The sequence below is a fragment of the Paramuribaculum intestinale genome, from assembly GCF_003024925.1.
Classification (GTDB): Bacteria; Bacteroidota; Bacteroidia; order Bacteroidales; family Muribaculaceae; genus Paramuribaculum; species Paramuribaculum intestinale.
In genome coordinates, this window is record NZ_PUED01000030.1 from 1 (window position 1) to 19,234 (window position 19,234).

At 57.3% G+C, this 19,234-nt stretch carries 16 protein-coding genes; 7 read left to right on the plus strand and 9 right to left on the minus strand.

All coding sequences use genetic code 11. The features are described from left to right. The 5 genes from metG to C5O24_RS03930 form a co-directional block, all read left to right on the plus strand. A partial coding sequence (metG, locus tag C5O24_RS03910; RefSeq protein ID WP_107681485.1) for a methionine--tRNA ligase subunit beta occupies positions 1 to 796 on the plus strand: 796 nt, incomplete at its 5' end. Positions 797 to 801: 5 nt separating this feature from the next. Further along, positions 802 to 1,839: an asparaginase gene (locus C5O24_RS03915; protein ID WP_107036246.1), complete on the plus strand. Its 1,038-nt coding sequence runs from the start codon at positions 802 to 804 to the stop codon at positions 1,837 to 1,839. Between the two features lie 94 nt (positions 1,840 to 1,933). Further along, positions 1,934 to 3,559, plus strand: a complete 1,626-nt coding sequence (gene pyrG, locus C5O24_RS03920) for a CTP synthase (RefSeq protein WP_107681486.1) — start codon at positions 1,934 to 1,936, stop codon at positions 3,557 to 3,559. Between the two features lie 22 nt (positions 3,560 to 3,581). Beyond that, positions 3,582 to 5,684 (plus strand): membrane protein insertase YidC, encoded by a 2,103-nt coding sequence (gene yidC, locus C5O24_RS03925; RefSeq protein WP_107681487.1) that lies wholly within the window; start codon positions 3,582 to 3,584, stop codon positions 5,682 to 5,684. A gap of 71 nt (positions 5,685 to 5,755) precedes the next feature. Beyond that, a complete protein-coding gene (locus C5O24_RS03930) occupies positions 5,756 to 6,274 on the plus strand; it encodes a ferritin (protein WP_107036249.1) in 519 nt (172 codons plus the stop codon). Positions 6,275 to 6,444: 170 nt separating this feature from the next. Here C5O24_RS03930 and C5O24_RS03935 read toward each other — a convergent pair whose 3' ends face one another. The 9 genes from C5O24_RS03935 to C5O24_RS03975 all read right to left on the minus strand — a co-directional run bounded on the left by C5O24_RS03935 (position 6,445) and on the right by C5O24_RS03975 (position 16,250). After that, positions 6,445 to 7,830, minus strand: coding sequence for a TolC family protein (locus tag C5O24_RS03935; RefSeq protein ID WP_237613024.1), 1,386 nt, complete (start codon positions 7,828 to 7,830; stop codon positions 6,445 to 6,447). A 26-nt stretch (positions 7,831 to 7,856) separates the two neighbouring features. Then, positions 7,857 to 10,967 (minus strand): efflux RND transporter permease subunit, encoded by a 3,111-nt coding sequence (locus C5O24_RS03940; RefSeq protein ID WP_107681488.1) that lies wholly within the window; start codon positions 10,965 to 10,967, stop codon positions 7,857 to 7,859. Between the two features lies 1 nt (position 10,968). Next, the gene (locus C5O24_RS03945) at positions 10,969 to 12,210 is read right to left on the minus strand and encodes an efflux RND transporter periplasmic adaptor subunit (protein WP_107681492.1); all 1,242 of its coding nucleotides are present in this window, start codon (positions 12,208 to 12,210) and stop codon (positions 10,969 to 10,971) included. A gap of 350 nt (positions 12,211 to 12,560) precedes the next feature. Continuing rightward, a complete protein-coding gene (locus C5O24_RS03950) occupies positions 12,561 to 13,277 on the minus strand; it encodes a hypothetical protein (protein ID WP_128702207.1) in 717 nt (238 codons plus the stop codon). Positions 13,278 to 13,285: 8 nt separating this feature from the next. Next, positions 13,286 to 13,765, minus strand: coding sequence for a PG0215 family putative anti-sigma factor (locus C5O24_RS03955; protein ID WP_107036252.1), 480 nt, complete (start codon positions 13,763 to 13,765; stop codon positions 13,286 to 13,288). Further along, on the minus strand, positions 13,758 to 14,234 hold the full coding sequence (locus tag C5O24_RS03960) for a GFO_1088 family ECF-type sigma factor (protein ID WP_107036253.1): 477 nt from the start codon (positions 14,232 to 14,234) through the stop codon (positions 13,758 to 13,760). Before C5O24_RS03960 ends, C5O24_RS03955 begins: the two co-directional genes overlap by 8 nt. A 53-nt stretch (positions 14,235 to 14,287) precedes the next feature. Beyond that, positions 14,288 to 15,340, minus strand: a complete 1,053-nt coding sequence (locus tag C5O24_RS03965) for a GIN domain-containing protein (protein ID WP_161553796.1) — start codon at positions 15,338 to 15,340, stop codon at positions 14,288 to 14,290. Between the two features lie 232 nt (positions 15,341 to 15,572). Next, a complete protein-coding gene (locus C5O24_RS03970) occupies positions 15,573 to 15,896 on the minus strand; it encodes a hypothetical protein (RefSeq protein ID WP_107681489.1) in 324 nt (107 codons plus the stop codon). Between the two features lie 81 nt (positions 15,897 to 15,977). After that, complete coding sequence (locus C5O24_RS03975) at positions 15,978 to 16,250, minus strand: hypothetical protein (protein ID WP_133165456.1); 273 nt, start codon at positions 16,248 to 16,250, stop codon at positions 15,978 to 15,980. Positions 16,251 to 16,438: 188 nt separating this feature from the next. Here C5O24_RS03975 and argS point away from each other — a divergent pair, with 188 nt between their 5' ends. Both argS and C5O24_RS03985 read left to right on the plus strand, forming a co-directional pair. After that, positions 16,439 to 18,229: an arginine--tRNA ligase gene (gene argS, locus C5O24_RS03980; protein ID WP_107036256.1), complete on the plus strand. Its 1,791-nt coding sequence runs from the start codon at positions 16,439 to 16,441 to the stop codon at positions 18,227 to 18,229. A 30-nt stretch (positions 18,230 to 18,259) separates the two neighbouring features. Continuing rightward, on the plus strand, positions 18,260 to 18,982 hold the full coding sequence (locus tag C5O24_RS03985; protein WP_107681491.1) for a Bax inhibitor-1/YccA family protein: 723 nt from the start codon (positions 18,260 to 18,262) through the stop codon (positions 18,980 to 18,982). Positions 18,983 to 19,234: the final 252 nt, after the last annotated feature.

Below are 19,234 nucleotides of genomic sequence, written 5' to 3' on the forward strand. Positions count from 1 at the left end.
CAACGACACCGACCGCGCCATGATGGAGGAGATACGTCAGACACGCCGCCGTCTTGACGAGGCACTCGACACATTCCACTTCCGCGAAGCGCTTAAGGAAGCCATGGAGATAGCCCGGATCGGCAACCGCTACCTGCAGGAAACCGAACCGTGGAAGACCGCCAAGACCGACGAACAGCGCACAGCCACAGTACTCAACCTCGCGCTTCAGATATGCGCCAACCTTGCTGTGGCCTTCGAGCCGTTCCTGCCCTTCGCATCGGCATCGATCGCCTCGATGCTCCGCCTCGACAGACTCAGCTGGGATATGATCGGCACATTCGACCTCGTGCCGGCCGGAATCGAGATAGCCACCCCGCAGCTGCTCTTCGAGAAGATCGACGACTCCGTCATAGCCGCGCAGCTCAAGAAACTCGACGACATCAAGCGCGCCAACCAGCTCAAGGGCTTCAAGGCAGAGCCGCAGGCGCCCGATGTGGACTTCGACACATTCATGAAAGCCGACATACGCGTAGGCACCGTCAAGGAGTGCGTTAAAGTGCCCAAAGCCGACAAACTGCTCAGATTCACCATTGACGACGGGCTCGGCGGACGCACCATAGTCAGCGGCATCGCCAAGCATTACGCGCCCGAGGATCTGGTGGGCAAGCAGGTGTGCTTCATCGCCAACCTGCCGCCGCGCAAACTCAAAGGCATCGAAAGCCAGGGCATGATACTCTCGGCCGAAAACGCCGACGGCAGCCTCGTCGTGATCGGCCCGACCGGACCGGTGGTAGCCGGAGCACAAGTGAAATAAACCGAATGGAACAGAACCGTCCACGCATACTGCTGATCTACACCGGAGGCACCATCGGGATGATCGAAAACCCCACGACGCTCACCCTTGAGCCGTTTGACTTCGACCATCTGATCGACAACGTGCCCAAACTGCGTATGCTCAACTACGAGATCGACAACGTTTCATTTGACCATCCCATAGATTCGAGCGACATGGATCCCGACCACTGGGGATCCATCGCCCGGACTATCCACGACAACTACCGCGCCTACGACGGCTTCGTGGTGCTCCACGGCACCGACACCATGGCCTACACGGCCTCCGCCCTGTCGTTCATGCTTGAGAATCTCGCCAAACCGGTCATCATCACCGGATCGCAGCTCCCCATAGGCGAGGTGCGCACCGACGGCGAGGAAAACCTCATCACAGCAGTGCAGATAGCGGCAGCCACCACCCCCGACGGCCGACCGATGGTACAGGAAGTGGCCATACTCTTCGAGAACTATCTCTGGCGCGGCAACCGCGCCACAAAGATCAGCGCCGACAACTTCAACGCATTCAAAAGCAACAACTATCCGCCCCTGGCACAGATAGGACTCGGCATCCACTTCAACCTCGACGCCCTCTACCGCACTGCCGAACGCCGGCCGCTCCACACCCACTACGCCATGGACCGCCGCGTGATGTTCATCGACCTCTTCCCGGGCATCACAGAGCAGACACTGCGCCACCAGCTCGCCACTCCCGGCATACGCGGAGTGGTACTCAAGACCTTCGGAGCGGGCAACGCCCCGACTGCGCCATGGTTTGCCGAAGCTGTGCGCGAAGCCATAGAGCGCGGCACCGTTGTGGTCAACGTCACACAATGCATCAACGGAGCCGTACACCACCGATATGCCGCCGCCGACGCCCTCATGGCCGCCGGAGCCGTGGCCGGCCACGACATCACCTGCGAGGCCGCCATAACCAAACTGATGTATCTCTTCGGACTCGGACTCGACTCAGCCGAAGTGGCCGACCACTTCGCATGCTCGATATGCGGCGAACTGACCGCCGGCTGACGCTGGTTCCAAAGAGTGGACACCTGATTTTTTTTGCCGATGCAACAGAAAAATTAGTAACTTTGCATCTTTGTAATTTCAACAACATCCGAAGGTGGAAACAAAGTATATTTTCGTTACAGGAGGAGTGGTGTCGTCGCTCGGCAAAGGCATTGTCGCCGCATCGCTCGCCTGCCTGCTTGAAGCACGTGGATATCGCGTCACGATACAGAAATTCGACCCATATTACAACGTAGATCCTGGCACACTCAATCCCTACGAACACGGCGAATGCTACGTGACAGAGGACGGACAGGAAACAGACCTCGACCTTGGTCACTACGAGCGCTTCACCAACATGCGCACCTCACGGGCCAACAACGTCACATCAGGCCGCATTTTCCAGAGCGTCATCGACAAGGAGCGCCGTGGCGACTATCTTGGCAAGACAGTGCAGATCATACCGCATATCACCGACGAGATCAAGCGCGACATCAAGATCCTTGGCGAAACCGGCCAATACGACTACGTCATCACCGAGATCGGAGGCACCGTGGGCGACATAGAGTCGCTCCCGTTTCTGGAAAGTGTCAGACAGCTCCGCTGGGAGCTTGGACGCGACAGCGTGACAGTGCACCTCACCTACGTGCCCTACCTCCACGCTGCCAAAGAACTCAAGACAAAACCCACCCAACACTCTGTCAAGCAGCTGCAGCAGCTCGGCATACAGCCCGACATACTTGTGCTCCGAACCGAAAAGGACGTCCCGGCACAGATGAGAGTCAAGATAGCCCAGTTCTGCAACGTAGCTTCCGACGCCGTGATCCAGTCGATGGACTGCCAGTCGATCTACGACGTGCCGCTGATGCTCCACTTGCAACACCTCGACGAGATCGTGATGCGCCTTACCGGACAGACCGTAAAGGGCGAACCCGACCTGACACGATGGCGCAGCTTCCTCGACCGTCTGCACAACGCCTCGCGCGAAGTCAAAATAGGCCTCGTGGGCAAATACGTGGAACTTCAGGATGCCTACAAATCAATATCCGAAGCACTCGTACACGCCGCCACCTACAACGACCTGAAACTCAACCTGACATACATCCACTCCGAACAACTCGACGACAACAACGCCGAACAGCTTCTGTCGGGAATGGACGGAGTGATCATAGCCCCCGGATTCGGACAGCGCGGCATCGAAGGCAAATTCTCAGCGCTCAAATGGCTTCGTGAGCACGACATACCCACGCTCGGAATATGCCTCGGTATGCAGTGTATGGTCATCGAATACGCCCGCAACGTACTCGGACTTCAGCAGGCCAACTCCACCGAGATGAACCCCGAAACCCCCGACAACGTCATCGACATCATGGAGGAGCAAAAGCATATCAGCAACATGGGCGGCACCATGAGGCTCGGAGCCTACGACTGCCGCCTCAAGCCCGGATCGCACGCCGCGGCAGCCTACGGCGCCACCGACATCAGAGAGCGTCACCGCCACCGCTATGAATTCAACAGCACCTACCGCACACGCTTCGAACAGGCCGGACTGTCATGCGTAGGCGAAAACCCCTCCTCCGGACTTGTAGAAGTGGTCGAAATACCCTCGCTGCGGTGGTTTGTCGGCACACAGTATCACCCCGAATACTCCAGCACGGTGCTCAACCCCAGTCCACTCTTCGTCGACTTCGTGAAGGCCGCTGCCGGATATGCCGCAGAAAAAAACACCGATAAACAATAAATCACAACACTAACACATACAGATGGACAAAAACACCCTACTGGGAATGCTGCTCATGGGAGCCGTGATATTCGGCTTCATGTGGCTCAACAAACCCTCCGAAGAGGAGCTTGCCCGACAGCGCGAGATCGCCGAACAGCAGGAGGCCGCAAGGCTCGAAGCCGCACAGGCCGCACAGGTGCTGACACTCGACAGCGTAAGCGCGGCCGAACGCGCTACTATAGCATCCACAATCCGACGCTTCGGCACAGCCGACTCGCTCACCGGAGCATACACACTCGACGCCCGTGAAGCCCACCTGACACTCTCGCCCGAAGGAGCTATCGGCGGCACCGTCGACACCGATTTCGGACCGGTAGCGGCTGCCGACATCATCGCCGCACGCTACGACGGCATACCGCAGCAGACAGCCGCAGCCGCCGTCAGCAACCTGAAACAGTCAATGGCCGCCGTCGCACGCTATCAGGGCTTCGCACGCTACCTCAAGGGAAAGGAGAGCACCGTCACACTCAGCAACCCCGACGTCACCCTCGAGATATCCACCAAAGGAGGCGCTATCAGCAAAGCATGGCTCAACAACTACAAGAGCTACGACTCCACAGCGCTTACGCTGATGGATCCGGCCACCGACGGCTACAGCTTCATGCTCACCACCGCCACACAGCGGCTCGACACACGCGAGTTCTACTTCACTCCCGTAGCCGAAGGTGACTCGGCCGTGACCATGATGCTCGATCTCGGCGACGGCGCCCGCTGGGGACTCCGCTATACACTCCCGGCCAAAGGCTATACAGCCCGCATGGAGATCGTGCAGGAGCGCATGCAGCAGATCATACCGCCGAGCGTGGCATCGATCGACTTCAACTGGCATCAGAAGATGCGCCGCGACGAAGCCGGACGCGTGTTTGAGGAACGTAACAGCGCACTCTACTACATGTTTGCCAACGGCGATGTGGAGAATCTCAGCGAGGGAAGCACCGAGCGCAAAGAGGTGAACGAACGCGTGAAATGGATCGCCTACAAAAATCAGTTCTTCACTTCGCTCATAGTCCCTGACTCCTACTTCACCACCGCTATAGTCGACAGCGAGAAACTCGACGACAACCCCGACTATATCAAGGAGATGGACACACAGGCCACACTCGAATACTCTTCGGCACAGCCCTCTCCGGCAGGATTCACATTCTTCTTCGGACCCAACCTCTATCCGCTCCTCTCCGACCTGCAGAATGACATCAATCCCGGACAAAACCTCCACCTGACCAACCTCATACCGCTCGGATGGGCGCTATTCAGATGGATCAACACGCTCATAATCATCCCCGTATTTACATTCCTCGGCGGATTTATCAGCAACTACGGCATTATAATCCTGCTCCTGACCTTGTTCATCAAGATCATACTCTTCCCCTTCACCTACAAAAGTTTCATGTCGCAGGCCAAGATGAGAGTCCTCGCGCCTGAAATCAAGGAGATCAACGACAAATGGCCCGGACAGGAGAACGCCATGAAGCGCCAGCAGGAGTCTATGGCCCTATACAGCCGCGCCGGCGCCAACCCCATGTCGGGATGTCTGCCCATGCTGCTGCAGCTGCCGATACTCGTGGCGATGTTCAACTTCTTCCCCTCGGCCATAGAGCTGCGCGGCGAGCCGTTCCTCTGGGCCAAAGACCTCTCGGCGCCCGACGCCATAGTGAGCTGGACCTCCAACATACCGTTCATATCCTCCACCTTCGGCAACCACATCAGCCTCTTCTGCCTGCTGATGACCGTGGTCAATATCATCTATACCCACATCAACATGCAGTCGCAGCCCGGAGGCAACTCCATGCCCGGCATGAAATGGATGATGTATCTGATGCCGGTGATGTTCCTGTTCTTCTTCAACAACTACGCCGCCGGACTCAGCTGCTACTATTTCCTCTTCCTGCTCATCACCATTCTGCAGACCTACCTGTTCCGCAAGTTTGTCGACGAAGAGAAGGTACGCGCCACCATGCGCGAGAATGCCAAGAAGCCCCGCAAGAAAGGATTCTGGGCCACAAAGCTCGAGGAAGCGCAGAAACAGCAGCAGGCCATGCTCCGCGAGCAGCAGCGGCGTGGAGGAGGCGGCAAACGCCGGTAAGACGCCACGATGCATGAACTTCGCTAACGATATAGCATTTAATCTTCAACATATAAGTAACTCGCAAAAAAATGCTCAACAACAAAATCCAGGACGCACTCAACGCCCAGATCAACGCCGAACTCTGGTCGGCCTACCTGTATCTCTCCATGTCGATGCACTTCCAGGCCGAAGGACGCAACGGCATTGCCAACTGGTTTGCCATACAGTTCAAGGAAGAACAGGCTCATGCCCAGATATTCATGAACTACATCAACCAGCGCGGCGGACGCGTGGTGCTCAAACCGATCGACGCAGTGCCGACAGAGTGGGCATCGCCTCTGGCTGCCTTCGAACACACCCTGCAGCATGAAAACAAGGTGACGGCTCTGATCAACGATCTGTTCGCCCTTGCCGAACAGGAAAAAGACTACGCCACACGCGACCGTCTGGCATGGTTCGTCTCCGAGCAGGTTGAAGAGGAGGACAACTGCCGCACGCTCATCGACAAATTCAAGCTCGTGGGCGACAACGGCATGGGACTCTACATGCTCGATCAGGAACTGGCGGCACGCACCTACACCGCCCCCTCGATTCTCGCAGCCGAGTGATCCGGCAACGATTGCCTGACCCATAAATAGCATATCACACCATAGCAGGCCGTATCTCCGGCCCATAGACAAGGCGCTGTGTCGATAATAAAGCCGACACAGCGCCCTGTCCATAGGGATGACCGGGATCAGCAGCCCGTAGCCGGGATACATACTCACCGGCAATAACATCAGCTCCAGCCCCCGCCGAGCGCCTTGTAGAGATTGATCAGCGCCAGATATTCGTCGCGCAGAGCATTGCTGACACCTATCTGCGCCTCGAAATAACGGCGCTGCGCGTCGAGCACGTCAATGTAGTTGAGTGTGCCGCCACGGTATTGCAGCCACGCGAGCTTCACATATTTGGCGGCCGCATCGCGGAGATCCACCTTCACACGATAGTTGTCGTGATACTTATTGTAGGCCACAATGGAGGTATTAACCTCTGTAAAAGCACCTATCACAGCCTTCTCATAGTCGAGGCGACTCTGGTCGTAGGCGGCTATCATAGCCTGATATTTGCGCTTCTTGCGTCCGAAATCAAATATCGGACCTGTGATCTGTGCGAGAGTATAAGTGAAGGGCGACTTGAAGAAATCCTTCAGCCCGTCGTTCTCCAAGCCGGGAGTAAACCCGATGCGCAGCGACGGAAAACGGTCGGCATAGCTAACACCCACGTCGGCCATAGCCGCCTTCAGACGCATCTCGGCCGCGCGCAGGTCGGGACGACGGCGTAGCAGATCGGAGGGAACTCCGGCCGGAAGCCCGGCCGGCATCTCGGCGCCGAAAAGCGTATTCCGACGATCGAACACCTCGTGAGGATATTCTCCCATCAGAGTTGTCAGAGTGTTGCGCATGGCGGCCACCTGCAGTTCAAGCGCGGGCACGAGCGAGGCCGTTGTCGAATACTCCACCTTTGCCTGCTGATAGACGGTTTCGGATGTCAGTCCGCCCTCAAACCTCAGGCGAGCCTGCTCAAGCGATTCCTGACGCGTCAGCAGAGTACGCCTGACGATCTCAAGCTCGTTTTCGAGCGACAGCAGCCTGAAATAAGCCGTAGCCACCTCGGCTATCACCGTCATGCGCATTGCGCGGTAGTCCTCCACCGAGGCCGCATAGCGCGCTTTGCCGGCGTCCTTGGCGTGGATCATTGATCCCCAGAGATTCACTTCCCACGTGATCGGCAGCTTCAGATCATGCTCCGGATCCTTTTTCAGCTCTCCGCCATTGTACTTGTTGGTTTCGTAACTGTAACCCACATCTACACCCACCTTAGGCCACATCTCGGCCACAGCCACGCCATAGAGATGGCGCGCCTGCTCCACACGGGCGGCGGCCTTGAGGATATCGCGATTATTGTCGAGCGCTATTCTCATTATCTTCGTCAGCGTGGAATCGGCATAGAACTCCCACCAGCTGATATCGGCTATCGACTGCGAGTCGACTGCGGCCGTATCGCCCGCCACGTATGCCTCAGGCATGTCAAGCCGGGGGTTGGCAAGATTCCTGGTGCCGGAGCATGATGAGGCGGCAAGCATAGCCGCAGCAACGACCGTCGTAACAATATATTTCATCATAAGTAACCTTCAAAAATCAGTTGAAATTATTTCACACCCTTCACCGCGGCGCGCCGACGGTTGAAAAGCCGGTTGACAGCCACGAAGAAGAACGGCACGAACACTATGCCGACAGTTATGGCCACTCCCATGCCGAAGAACACACCGGTGCCGATGTCGCGCCGGGCGCCCGCTCCGGGACCTGAGGCGATCACCAGCGGCACAAGGCCGAGCATAAACGCCAGCGAGGTCATGACTATCGGACGGAAACGCAGACGGGCCGCATTGAGAGCCGCTTTGACAGCATCCACGCCACGGTCGGTCTCCTCCTTGGCAAACTCCACGATCAGGATGGCATTCTTGGCCACCAGACCCACCAGCATCACCAGACCGATCTGGAAGTAGATATTGTTTTCAAGTCCGCAGATCCATATTCCGAGATAAGCTCCGACACCGGCTATCGGCAGCGACAGTATCACCGCCAGAGGCACCGACCAGCTCTCATACAGAGCCGCCAGGAAAAGAAACACGAAGAGAAACACCAGTCCGAGCACAAGACCCGTATTGCCGCTCTCATGTTTCTGCTGATAGGAGAGTCCGCTCCACTCCACTCCGATATTGTCGGGCAGATGCTTGCGCACTATCTCTTCGAGCGCATCCATGGCCTCGCCTGTGCTGTAGCCGTGGGCGGCCTCGCCCGACACTGTAGCGGCGTTGAACATATTGAAGCGCCCGATCGTGCCGGGTCCTGTGGTGTAGCTCGATGTGCCGAGCGACGACACCGGCACCATAGTGCCGTCGGCGCTCTTCACAAAGAACAGACCGATGTTCTCACGCCGTGCGCGGTAGGTCGCGTCGGCCTGTATGTAGACACGGTATATGCGGTTGAACATATTGAAGTCATTGACATATATCGATCCGGTAAAGGCCTTCATCGTGGAGAATATATCGCTCACGGGGATGCCGAGCATCTTTGCTCTGTCGCGGTCCACATCAAAGTAGAGCTGCGGTATGTCGGCCTGCATCGATGTCGACAGATCGGTGATGGCGCTTGCTTTCGAGGCATAGAGCTTAAGAGTGTCGACGGCACTCTGCAGATCGGCATACGAAGCGTCGGCACGAGCCTCGAGCACCATCTCGAATCCGCCCGATGTTCCCAGACCGGGAATGATCGAAGGGGAGAACACGTAGACCTTGCACTCGGGGTAGACCGACAGCGCGTCGTGCACGCGGCTGCGCACTTCGGCAATATCGCCCGACTTGCGCTCGCCCCACGGCTTGAGTATGACGGTGAGCTGCGAATGCGCCTGATTGGATCCCACGCGCGGCGACGAGCCAGTGACGTTGAGCACATACTCCACGTCGGGATCGGCGAGAAGATAGTCCATGGCCCGTTCGGTCACCTCACGCGTGCGCTCTATCGTAGCTCCTTCAGGCAGTTCAAGCTCCACATTGAAGTAGCCCTGGTCGTCCTGCGACATGAAGCTGCGTGGCATCAAAGAGTTCATCAGATAGATAAACACCAGCGCCAGACCGAAAGCGGCATACATGCGGCGCGGATGTGAAAGCGTGCGCGCTATGGCGCGTCCGTAGAAACGGTTGCCGCGCAGAAGCCACACATTTATGCGACGGAATATCTTTGCCTTGCGGCCATGCGACGGACGCAGCAGCTTGGCGCACATCACCGGCGAAAGAGTCAGAGCCACCACCGTAGAGATCACCACCGACACGGCGATCGTCACCGTAAACTGTCGGTAGAGCTGACCGGTGATGCCCGGCAGGAAGCTCACCGGCACGAATACCGCGCACAGCACGAGCGACATGGCCACAAGAGCGCTCCCGAGGTTTTTCATCGCCTTGGCGGTAGCCTCAAACGCCGATATCTTCTCGGCGTTCATTATACGATCCACATTCTCCACCACCACGATGGCGTCGTCGACCACTATGCCGATGGCGAGTATCAGACCGAGAAGGGTCAGCATATTGAGCGAGAAGCCGAATATGAGCATCACTCCGAATGTGCCCACGAGCGAGATCGGCACGGCGATGACAGGTATCAGTGTGGCGCGCCAGTTCTGAAGCGACAGGAACACCACGGTTATCACCAGCAGCAGCGCCTCGAAAAACGTGCGGTAGACATGATGGATCGACTGCTCGATATATGTCGTCATGTCGAACGGTATGCCATAGCTTATGCCGGCAGGGAAGCTGCGGGCTATCACCTCCATCTCGCGCTTTACAGCCTCGGCCACCTCCATGGCGTTGGAGCCGGGGAGCATATTGATGTTGATCACAGCAGCATTGCCGCCGTTGATACCGCTCTCGGTGGCATAGCTCGAGGCCTCAAGCGACACCCTGGCCACATCACGCAGACGTATCATCGAGCCGTCGTTATCAGCACGCAGCACGATATCCTCGAACTCTTCGACCGTCGACAGGCGGCCGCGGGCTATTATGGGCATGGTCACATCGATATCGGTCATTGGCGCCTGTCCGAGTGTTCCGGCGGCCGACTCGCGGTTCTGATCCTTCAGGGCATTCTGCACATCCTTGACCGTCAGGCCGAGATTGGCGAGCTTATCGGGCTCGACCCATATCTGCATTGCATAGTAGCGGCCTCCGACACTGCCCACACTGCCAACACCCGGAATACGGCGTATCGGGTCTATGACATTAAGGGTGGTATAGTTGCTCAGATACACCTCGTCAAACTTCGGATCATCGCTCATGACGGTGATTGTCATCAGACGGCTTGCCGTCTCTTTCGACACCGAGATGCCGTTCTGCACCACCTCGGCCGGAAGCCTCGCCTCGGCCTTCTTGATACGGTTCTGTATATCCACGGCCGCAAGCTCGGGATCGACATCTATGTCAAACGTCACCAGAGCCGAAAAACCGCCCGAATTGGAGCTTGACGACGACATATATATCATGCCGGGAGTGCCGTTGAGTTCCTGCTCGATAGGTGTGGCCACAGCCTGCGTGACCGTCATGGCGTCGGCGCCCGGATAGGAGGCGGTTATCTTCACCACCGGTGGCACGATCTGCGGATATTGGTCGACAGGGAGCATCACCAGACCTATAAGACCGATGATGAATATCACGATCGATACTACGATCGAGAAAACGGGGTGGTCGAGAAAGAAATTCCTGCGCATATCAGCCCTCCTTTCCCGGCGCCGGCACGCTGTCGGCCGGCATATTGACATTGACAGATGCAGCCACGGAGTCGGCGGGCGCCACGATGGCGTCGACCTTCATGCCGTGCGACAGCTTGTGGTAGCCCTCCACCACTATTTTCTCACCCTTGGCGAGGCCGCGCTCCACAATGATATTGTTGCCTGTCTGCGGACCGATCTCCACGAAGCGCTTCTCGACAACTCCGTCGGGACGCACCACAAACACGTAAGCGCCGTTTTTCTCTATCACAAGAGCCTTGTAGGGGATCTCCACAGCGTTCTCGCGCACATCGAGCAGCACCCTCACTTTGGTGAACTCTCCCGGCAGCAGGCTGCGGTCGGGGTTGGGCATCTCTGCGCGCACGGAGAATGTTCCGGTCTTGGGATCGACCTGCGGATCAGCGAAATCCACCAGTCCCTGATAGGGATACTGCGATCCGTCGGCCAGCGTCACGGTCACAAACGAATTCCATTTGCGGTTAGGATCGTTGCTGCCGAGATTCACATTGCGGTCTTTGCCTCGCAGATAGTCGAGAGCGGTCATGGAGAAGTCAACGCGAACAGTGTCGCTTTTCACCACGGTGGCCAGCAACGACTTGCCGCCCGACGGACCGACAAGAGTGCCTATATCGGCCACACGCTCGGATATATATCCGGCGATAGGCGACGATACCCGGGTGTAGCTCAGCGTCAGCTCAGCCTGTGTGAGATCGGCCTGACTCACAGTGACCTCGGCCATGGCCGACTCATAGGCGGCGGTGGCATTGTCGAGATCGAGCTGCGAGGCCGCGTTCTGGGCATACAGTGGGGTTATGCGGTCGAGATCGTGCTTGGCCTTGCGAGCCTGCGCCTGCGCCTTGTTGAGTATGGCACGGGCCTTGTTGACGTGAGCCTGATACACCTTCGGGTCGATTATGAAGAGTGTCTGACCCTTGTCGATATGCGATCCTTCCTTGAAACACATCTTTTCGAGGTAGCCCTCCACACGGGCATGTATCTCTACAAACTGCTGGGCGCGTATGCGGCCCACATACTCGCCGTAGATATTTACGTCGCCAGTGGTGACGGTCTCCACCTCCACCTTCGGCAGAGGCGGTTCCTGGGTTTTGGGGCGCAGAAGGAAACATAGCGCCGCCGCCACTATGAGCAGCACCAGTATGATCGAAAGCCATGCACGGCGTTTCTTGCGGGTTCCGCCGGCCTTGCGCAACAGAGATTTCATGCTGAATTGTCCTTTATTTTCCATCGCGTCAATAAATAATGTTTTGTTTTTGTGATCAATGGAATTACGGAGACCTCTACGAACTCGCCGCTCGTCTATGTTCTCTCAACCATATATAACACCTGAAACGATGTATTGTTTTATCGGAAACCGCCCTAAATCAGATAACAGATGTTAAACAACATCAACAAAACGCAAAGCGGCGCTGCATCGGAGTCACCCGACACAACGCCGCCAATAAGGCAAGAATTCCGGCTGACCTCAGTCAGCTATTTTTTTCAGTCACTAAAGTATCTATCCTCATGGTGAGAAAGCACTCACTGCGAGACACACCGTCCTTCGGGTGCTTCTTATTGCAGTTCCCGGCGCCGGCGCTCGCTCTCTTTGCGGAGCGACTCCTCGAGGCTGTTGAGCTCCTGCTTCTGCGAAGGCGTCGGATCATTCTGTATCAGAGTGACGGCATTATTGCTACGCTTGACCGACACACCCTTTTTAGCCGTCCACTGACGGCGCAGTTCACCGGCCTTTTTGCGCGCCTCGGCGGCCTGACGCCGGGCTTCGGCAGCCTGTCTGTGGGCTTCGGCAGCCTGTCTGCGCGCCTCGGCGGCCTGACGGAGCATCTCGTTGTAGCTTTCACCACTTACGGAGATGTCAGATGAATAGACCGAAACCGACTGAGTGTCGTCGGCAACCGCGCTCGACGATGGCTGCTGCGAGATGAGCAACAGACGCTTGCGCCCTTTGAGCGACAGGCTGTAGTTGGTGCGCACTCCGGCGTCATCGAAGCTCATCACCAGTTTTTTGGAGTCGAGCGAATACATGCCGGCCTCCTTCTGATGAGTGATAAGCCGTCGACGCACGTTTTCGGCCGATGCAGGCTGAAGATATATGCGGTAGCGTGCGTTTTTGATACGTCCGGTCATATTGTCGCGGTTGACCACGGCGTTGACGTCGGCGCTCGGCGACGCGCTGGCCGTATTGATAAGATCCTGATGCCATTGTTTCTGCGCTGAGGCGGCGAAGCAGAGCGCGACACACGCCACGAGCGACATTATCGTTCTTTTCATGTTCGTATTCATTGTATTTCGTACAGTTCTATCCGTTGCAGTTCCACTTCGAGATCCATCTCCCCCACTTCGATGATGGTCCGCGCGATCTCTTCATCGACAATTCCCGGGTTGTTCACACGGTGACCGTCGCGTATGACGTAGACCTCTTCGGTCAGCGAGGAGCAGTCGGCCATGACTCCGGCCATCATCATGTTGTCGGACGATGTATGGCGCATGGCGCTCAGGCTTACAAGAGCCATTGCGGCAGCCGCTGCGACCGAACTGATCCACACCACTGCCCTGTGGCGCGGCCGCGCCGACGGGAGCGGGGCGGTCATGCCGGAGGCATACCATCCGAACATGGAGCGGTAGCGCTCCAGACGCCTCGGCAGACGCGGGCTGGATGCATAGAACCGCTCGAGCGCTTTCTCCTCCTCGATAGTGGTGAAACCATCAAAAAAGCGCTGCAGCAGTCGGTCGATGTCGTTGATATTGATGTCAGTCATAGATTCGTGTATAAAGTTGGCGGACCCGTCGTCGCGCACGCGAGAGAGCCGTGCGCACAGCCCCGGGAGTGGATGATGATATGGAGGCTATCTCTTCAATTTCCATGCCGTCGATATGCCGCATCCGCAATACGGCCTGCTCCACACCGGGCAGCATGTCGATGGCCTGCATCAGTGCCTGGAAATCACGGCCGTCGGCTTCGCCGTCAAGAGTGCGTTCGGCTTCGCTTATGTCGGCGTGAGGCCTCAGACTCCTCAGGCGGTTGAGACACACACGCCTGACAGTCACTATGGCCGGGGCGTCGAACGACGAGTAGCCGTCGAGACGCTCGCGGTAAAACCACAGCTTCAGCATCGCATCCTGCACAGCATCGTCAGCGTCGTCGGGATCGCCCAGCAGGCGGCGCGCCTCGCTGACAAGGCGCGGCCGCACACGTCGGGCTTCTTCTTCAAAACGATCTCTTTCCATGCGGGTGTGATGATACTGATGGCTGCCGACTCCGGATCAGGCGTGAGAGAGATTCACCGGCCTGTCTTGATGTTTTCGGTGTAAGCACCTCTCTTGGTGACCATCCCTGGCTTTGAATAGCAGTTTATCTCGGCCATGGTGCTTGTGCAGGTGGCATCCAGCTTTCTTACGGCATAGCATTCCACTTCGCCCGACGACGACGCTTCCACCGTCAGGTCCATGGCTTTGAACCCCTTGGCCTTGACTTCGGAGGTGCTGCCCGACGTGATCTGCACCGTGCGTCCTTTGCCGGCAACTATAATGTCGCCCGACGAAACGGCTCTCACGGTGACCACATCGGATATCAGATCGTCGACACTGACGTCGCCGCTCGAACGGCTCTCTACTATGGCATTGTCGGCCGAAACGTTGCCGGCCTTGACGTCGCCCGACGACGTTGACACGACCGAGATGCTCGCCGACAGCACTTTGCCGGCCTTGACATCGCCGCTCGAATTGGCCAGCATCGACGCCGACTGTGAAGCCTTGACCGAAATGACCGACACATCACCCGAAGAGTTGCTGCCGAGAGTGACATTGCCTCCTGTAACGCTTGTGGCCGACACATCGCCCGAAGAGTTGGTGATGAGCTTCACGTCGGCTTTCGAGGCGTCGACCGCTCCCAGCTTTATGTCGCCCGAGGAGTTGGTGATGAAGGAGTAATTCACTGCGCCGGTGAGATTGGACTTGATGACAACGTCGCCGGAGGAATTGGTAATGAACTCGTTGACCGATCCGGCCGGAGCGCTGACTATCATCTTGGCGGTCCAGCGGCCGCTGATGAGGAGGTCGCCGTTGTTTTTCCATGCGACGGAGAGCGTTTTGCGCGTTGACGTCACCTGCATGTAGTCAATGAGATTGTCGGGAGCGTAGAGCTTCACGCTTTTGGGGCCTACGGTATACTCAATGTCGATAGAGGTGTTGGTGACGAGCTTGTTGAAATCCGGGCAGGTGACCACACGTGTCACATACTTGTCGGAGGGCGTCACTTTGATGACGGCTGCGGCGGGGAGAGTGGCGATGATGACAGCCAGAAAAGCGGCTGCAAGAGGTTTGATTCGTATCATAAGAGTGATAGTGATATTTTTTGCTTTGATTTTCGCGCTCTTGCAGAGCGGCGGAGAAGGTTCCATGGCGCCCTCTCCGGCCGCGATCCGCAATTCCGTAAAAATCGGGGTATGAAAAAAGCTGTTCACCCCTATGACACATCAGGGCGGCGAAAAGTTACATCGCCGCCCTGTTTTTTCTGAAAAAATTTCCGACATGCCGGAGCACGTCATGATTCACGTCATGTCGCGCTCAGAAATCGTAGCCCACGGTGGCCGATATCAGGCGGCCGCGCTTCACTCCGAAGTCGCTCTTGGTCAGCCGCACTATGCCGTAGCTGAACGATGCTCCGACGTAGTAGTGCCCCCACATGTAGCCGAGCCCGGCGCGGACGTCGAGGTCGGTGCCGTAGTCGCCGTAGAGCGGGCGGGCTGTGGTGCCCTGGAATATCTTTGTGGGGCCGTCGCAGCTGAAGTGGGTGTAGAAACGGAAGTCGAACTGCGGGCCGGCGAACACCCTGAACGATCGGTGGCCGCGCCATGTATGGCTCCAGCCGAAATATATAGGCACACGCATGCCGATAGTACCGAGCGTGGCCTCGGTTATGCCTACTCCGGCCGGCTCGGTCTTTATGGAGCCGGTGGTCTTGAGATGATTTTAGTAGACCTCCACGTTGGGCTCCAGATACCACCGCTCGCGTATAGGCATGTGGTAGAGTCCGCCGACGCTTATGTCGGGACCTATGGCTCCGCTCGCCAACGGTATGCGGGCATACTTCACGTGAAGCGGGAAAGCCACCGACGCCGAGGCTCTGACTCCCCACCATGGCAGAGTGCCCCGCCGGTAAAGCTCTTCCGGGTTGAAATCTATGGCCGACGCCGCCACGGCCACGGCCATGCAGCATATCGCTGTCATAATTCTCCTGATCATAGCTATACTGGTCATTATCGTGTCCACTGTAAGAATAAATCCCGGAGGCCGCACATGGCCGACCTGAATTAATGGATGTTGACACATCACGTTCAATTCCGCAAAGTTAGCAAAAATCCATCATTCGCAACAAAATAATCATTAACTTTGCACTCTTGTAGATAATTCAACAACAAAACCTCATAATTATGTCAATCGACAGCATCATCGCCCAGGCTGTGGCCAAGGCCGTCAAACAGCTCTACGGCTTCGACGCGGCGCCCGGATCGATCATACCGGCGCCGACACGCAAGGAATTCGAAGGCAACCTGACCGTTATGGTGTTTCCCTTAGTCAAGGCCGCACGCAAAAGCCCCGAACAGACCGGCGCTGAGATAGGCCAGTGGCTGGTCGACAACGAGCCGGCAGTGGACCGCTTCAACGTCATCAAAGGATTTCTCAACATAGTCATCGAGCCGGCATTCTGGTCGACCGTACTCGAGCATATAGCCGCCACTCCCCGCTACGGCATCAGGGAAGCCACTCCCGAGAGCCCGCTCGTGATGGTGGAATATTCATCGCCCAACACCAACAAGCCACTTCACCTCGGACACCTGCGCAACATACTCCTCGGATGGAGCATATCGCAGATACTCGCCGCCTGCGGCAACCGTGTGGTGAAGACCAACATCGTCAACGACCGCGGCATACACATATGCAAGTCGATGCTCGCATGGCAGAAGTGGGGAGAAGGCGTCACCCCCGAAAAAGCCGGCAAGAAGGGCGACCATCTCATCGGCGACTTCTACGTGCTCTTCGACAAGCATTTCAAGGCCGAGGTGGCCCAGCTCATGGAGCAGAAGCAGATGACCAAGGAGGAGGCCGAAGCCGCATCGCCGCTGATGCAGGAGGCGCGCGCCATGCTCCGCCGTTGGGAGGCAAAAGATCCCGAGGTGCGCGGGCTCTGGGAGATGATGAACCGCTGGGTCTACGACGGATTCGACCAGACCTACGACCGCATGGGAGTGGGCTTCGACAAGATCTACTACGAAAGCCAGACCTATCTCGAAGGCAAAGAGAAGGTGCTCGAAGGACTCGCAGACGGCAAGATGTATCGCAAGGAGGACGGATCGGTATGGGCCGACCTCACCGACCAGGGACTCGACCACAAGCTGCTGCTCCGCTCCGACGGCACATCGGTCTACATGACACAGGACATCGGCACCGCCAAGCTGCGCTATCAGGACTATCCGATAGACCGGATGATCTACGTCGTCGGCAACGAGCAGAACTACCACTTCCAGGTGCTATCGCTGCTGCTCGACCGCCTCGGATTCAAGTGGGGCAAAGACCTCGTGCACTTCTCCTACGGCATGGTGGAGCTGCCCGAAGGCAAGATGAAGAGCCGCGAAGGCACGGTGGTCGACGCCGACGATCTGATGGAGGAGATGGTCGCTACCGCACGCCAGGTCAGCGCCGAACTCGGCAAACTCGACGGCTGTACCCCCGAGGAGATCGACGAAATAGCCGAGACCGTCGGCATGGGAGCGCTCAAATACTTCCTCCTCAAGGTGGATCCGCGCAAGAACATGACATTCAACCCCAAGGAATCGATCGACTTCAACGGCAACACCGGACCCTTCATACAATACACCTACGCACGCATCCGCTCGGTGCTCCGCAAGGCCGCAGAAGCCGGCATGGCCACCGACGGCTATCTCGGAGTGAAGCCCTGCGAACGCGAGATCACCCTGATACAGCGCCTCGCCGACTTCCCCGCCACCGTGGAAGAAGCCGGACGATCCTACAGCCCGGCGGTGATTGCCAACTACACCTACGATCTGGTTAAGGAATACAACCAGTTCTATCACGACTGCTCTATACTCAAGGAGGATGACGCGGCCGTCAGGGCTATGCGCCTCACCCTCTCGCGCATGACTGCCGACACCGTCCGCACATCCATGGATCTGCTCGGCATCAAGGTGCCCGAACGCATGTAAACAACTACAACAACACATATCAAAAAGAATATGAACAACTATCCCGACTATTTCAACAACAACAGCGGCCGTCAGCCGGCCGTCGACGCCCTCGACACCCGTGTGTCGCAGGTCATGAAGAGAGTATATCTCAAAATGTTCCTCGGACTGCTCGTCACAGCCCTCGTCAGCTTCTTCTGCGCCGGATCGCCGGCCGTGCTCTCGTTCTACGCACAGCACTCATGGATGATCTGGGGACTGTTCATCGCCGAACTCGTGCTGGTGTTCGCCATATCGGGCGGCATCAACCGCATGCAGTCATCGACAGCCACAGCCCTGTTCTTCCTCTTCGCCGTGATCAACGGTCTGGCACTGTTCCCCATCTTTCTCGTCTACACCCACGTGTCGATAGCCAAGACATTCTTCATCACCGCCGGAACATTCGGCGCCATGAGCATCTACGGCTTCTTCACCACCAAAGACCTCACACGCTGGGGATCGTTCCTGATAATGGCGCTGATCGGACTGATCATCTGCGCGGTGATCAACATGTTCTGGGCCAACTCCACCTTCGACTGGATCATCTCAGGACTCGGAGTGCTAATATTCGTAGGCCTTACCGCATGGGACACACAGAAGATCAAACAGTGGGCCGCCACATCGCCCTTTGAAGCCACAGGCAAGCTCGCCACACTCGGCGCACTGAGCCTCTACCTCGACTTCATCAACCTCTTCCTCTACCTGCTCCGCTTCTTCGGCAACAGCCGCGACTGACGCGACACAGCAAAGCGACATCACACATTCGGCGGCGTGCCGGCCTCCCCACCATACGTTGGGCGCCCGGCACGCCGCCTTCGTATTCCCCCCGACAGCAACATCGCTACGGAAGATGTCGGTCGCCGTCCGGGCGATCCGGCCACCGGATGAATCGACGGCGGACGGCCGCGACTCGTGTTTTGCGCATTGAGGATAAATGATTATCTTTGCGGCATGAGGATCAATGCCATGAACCGCACATTACTACTC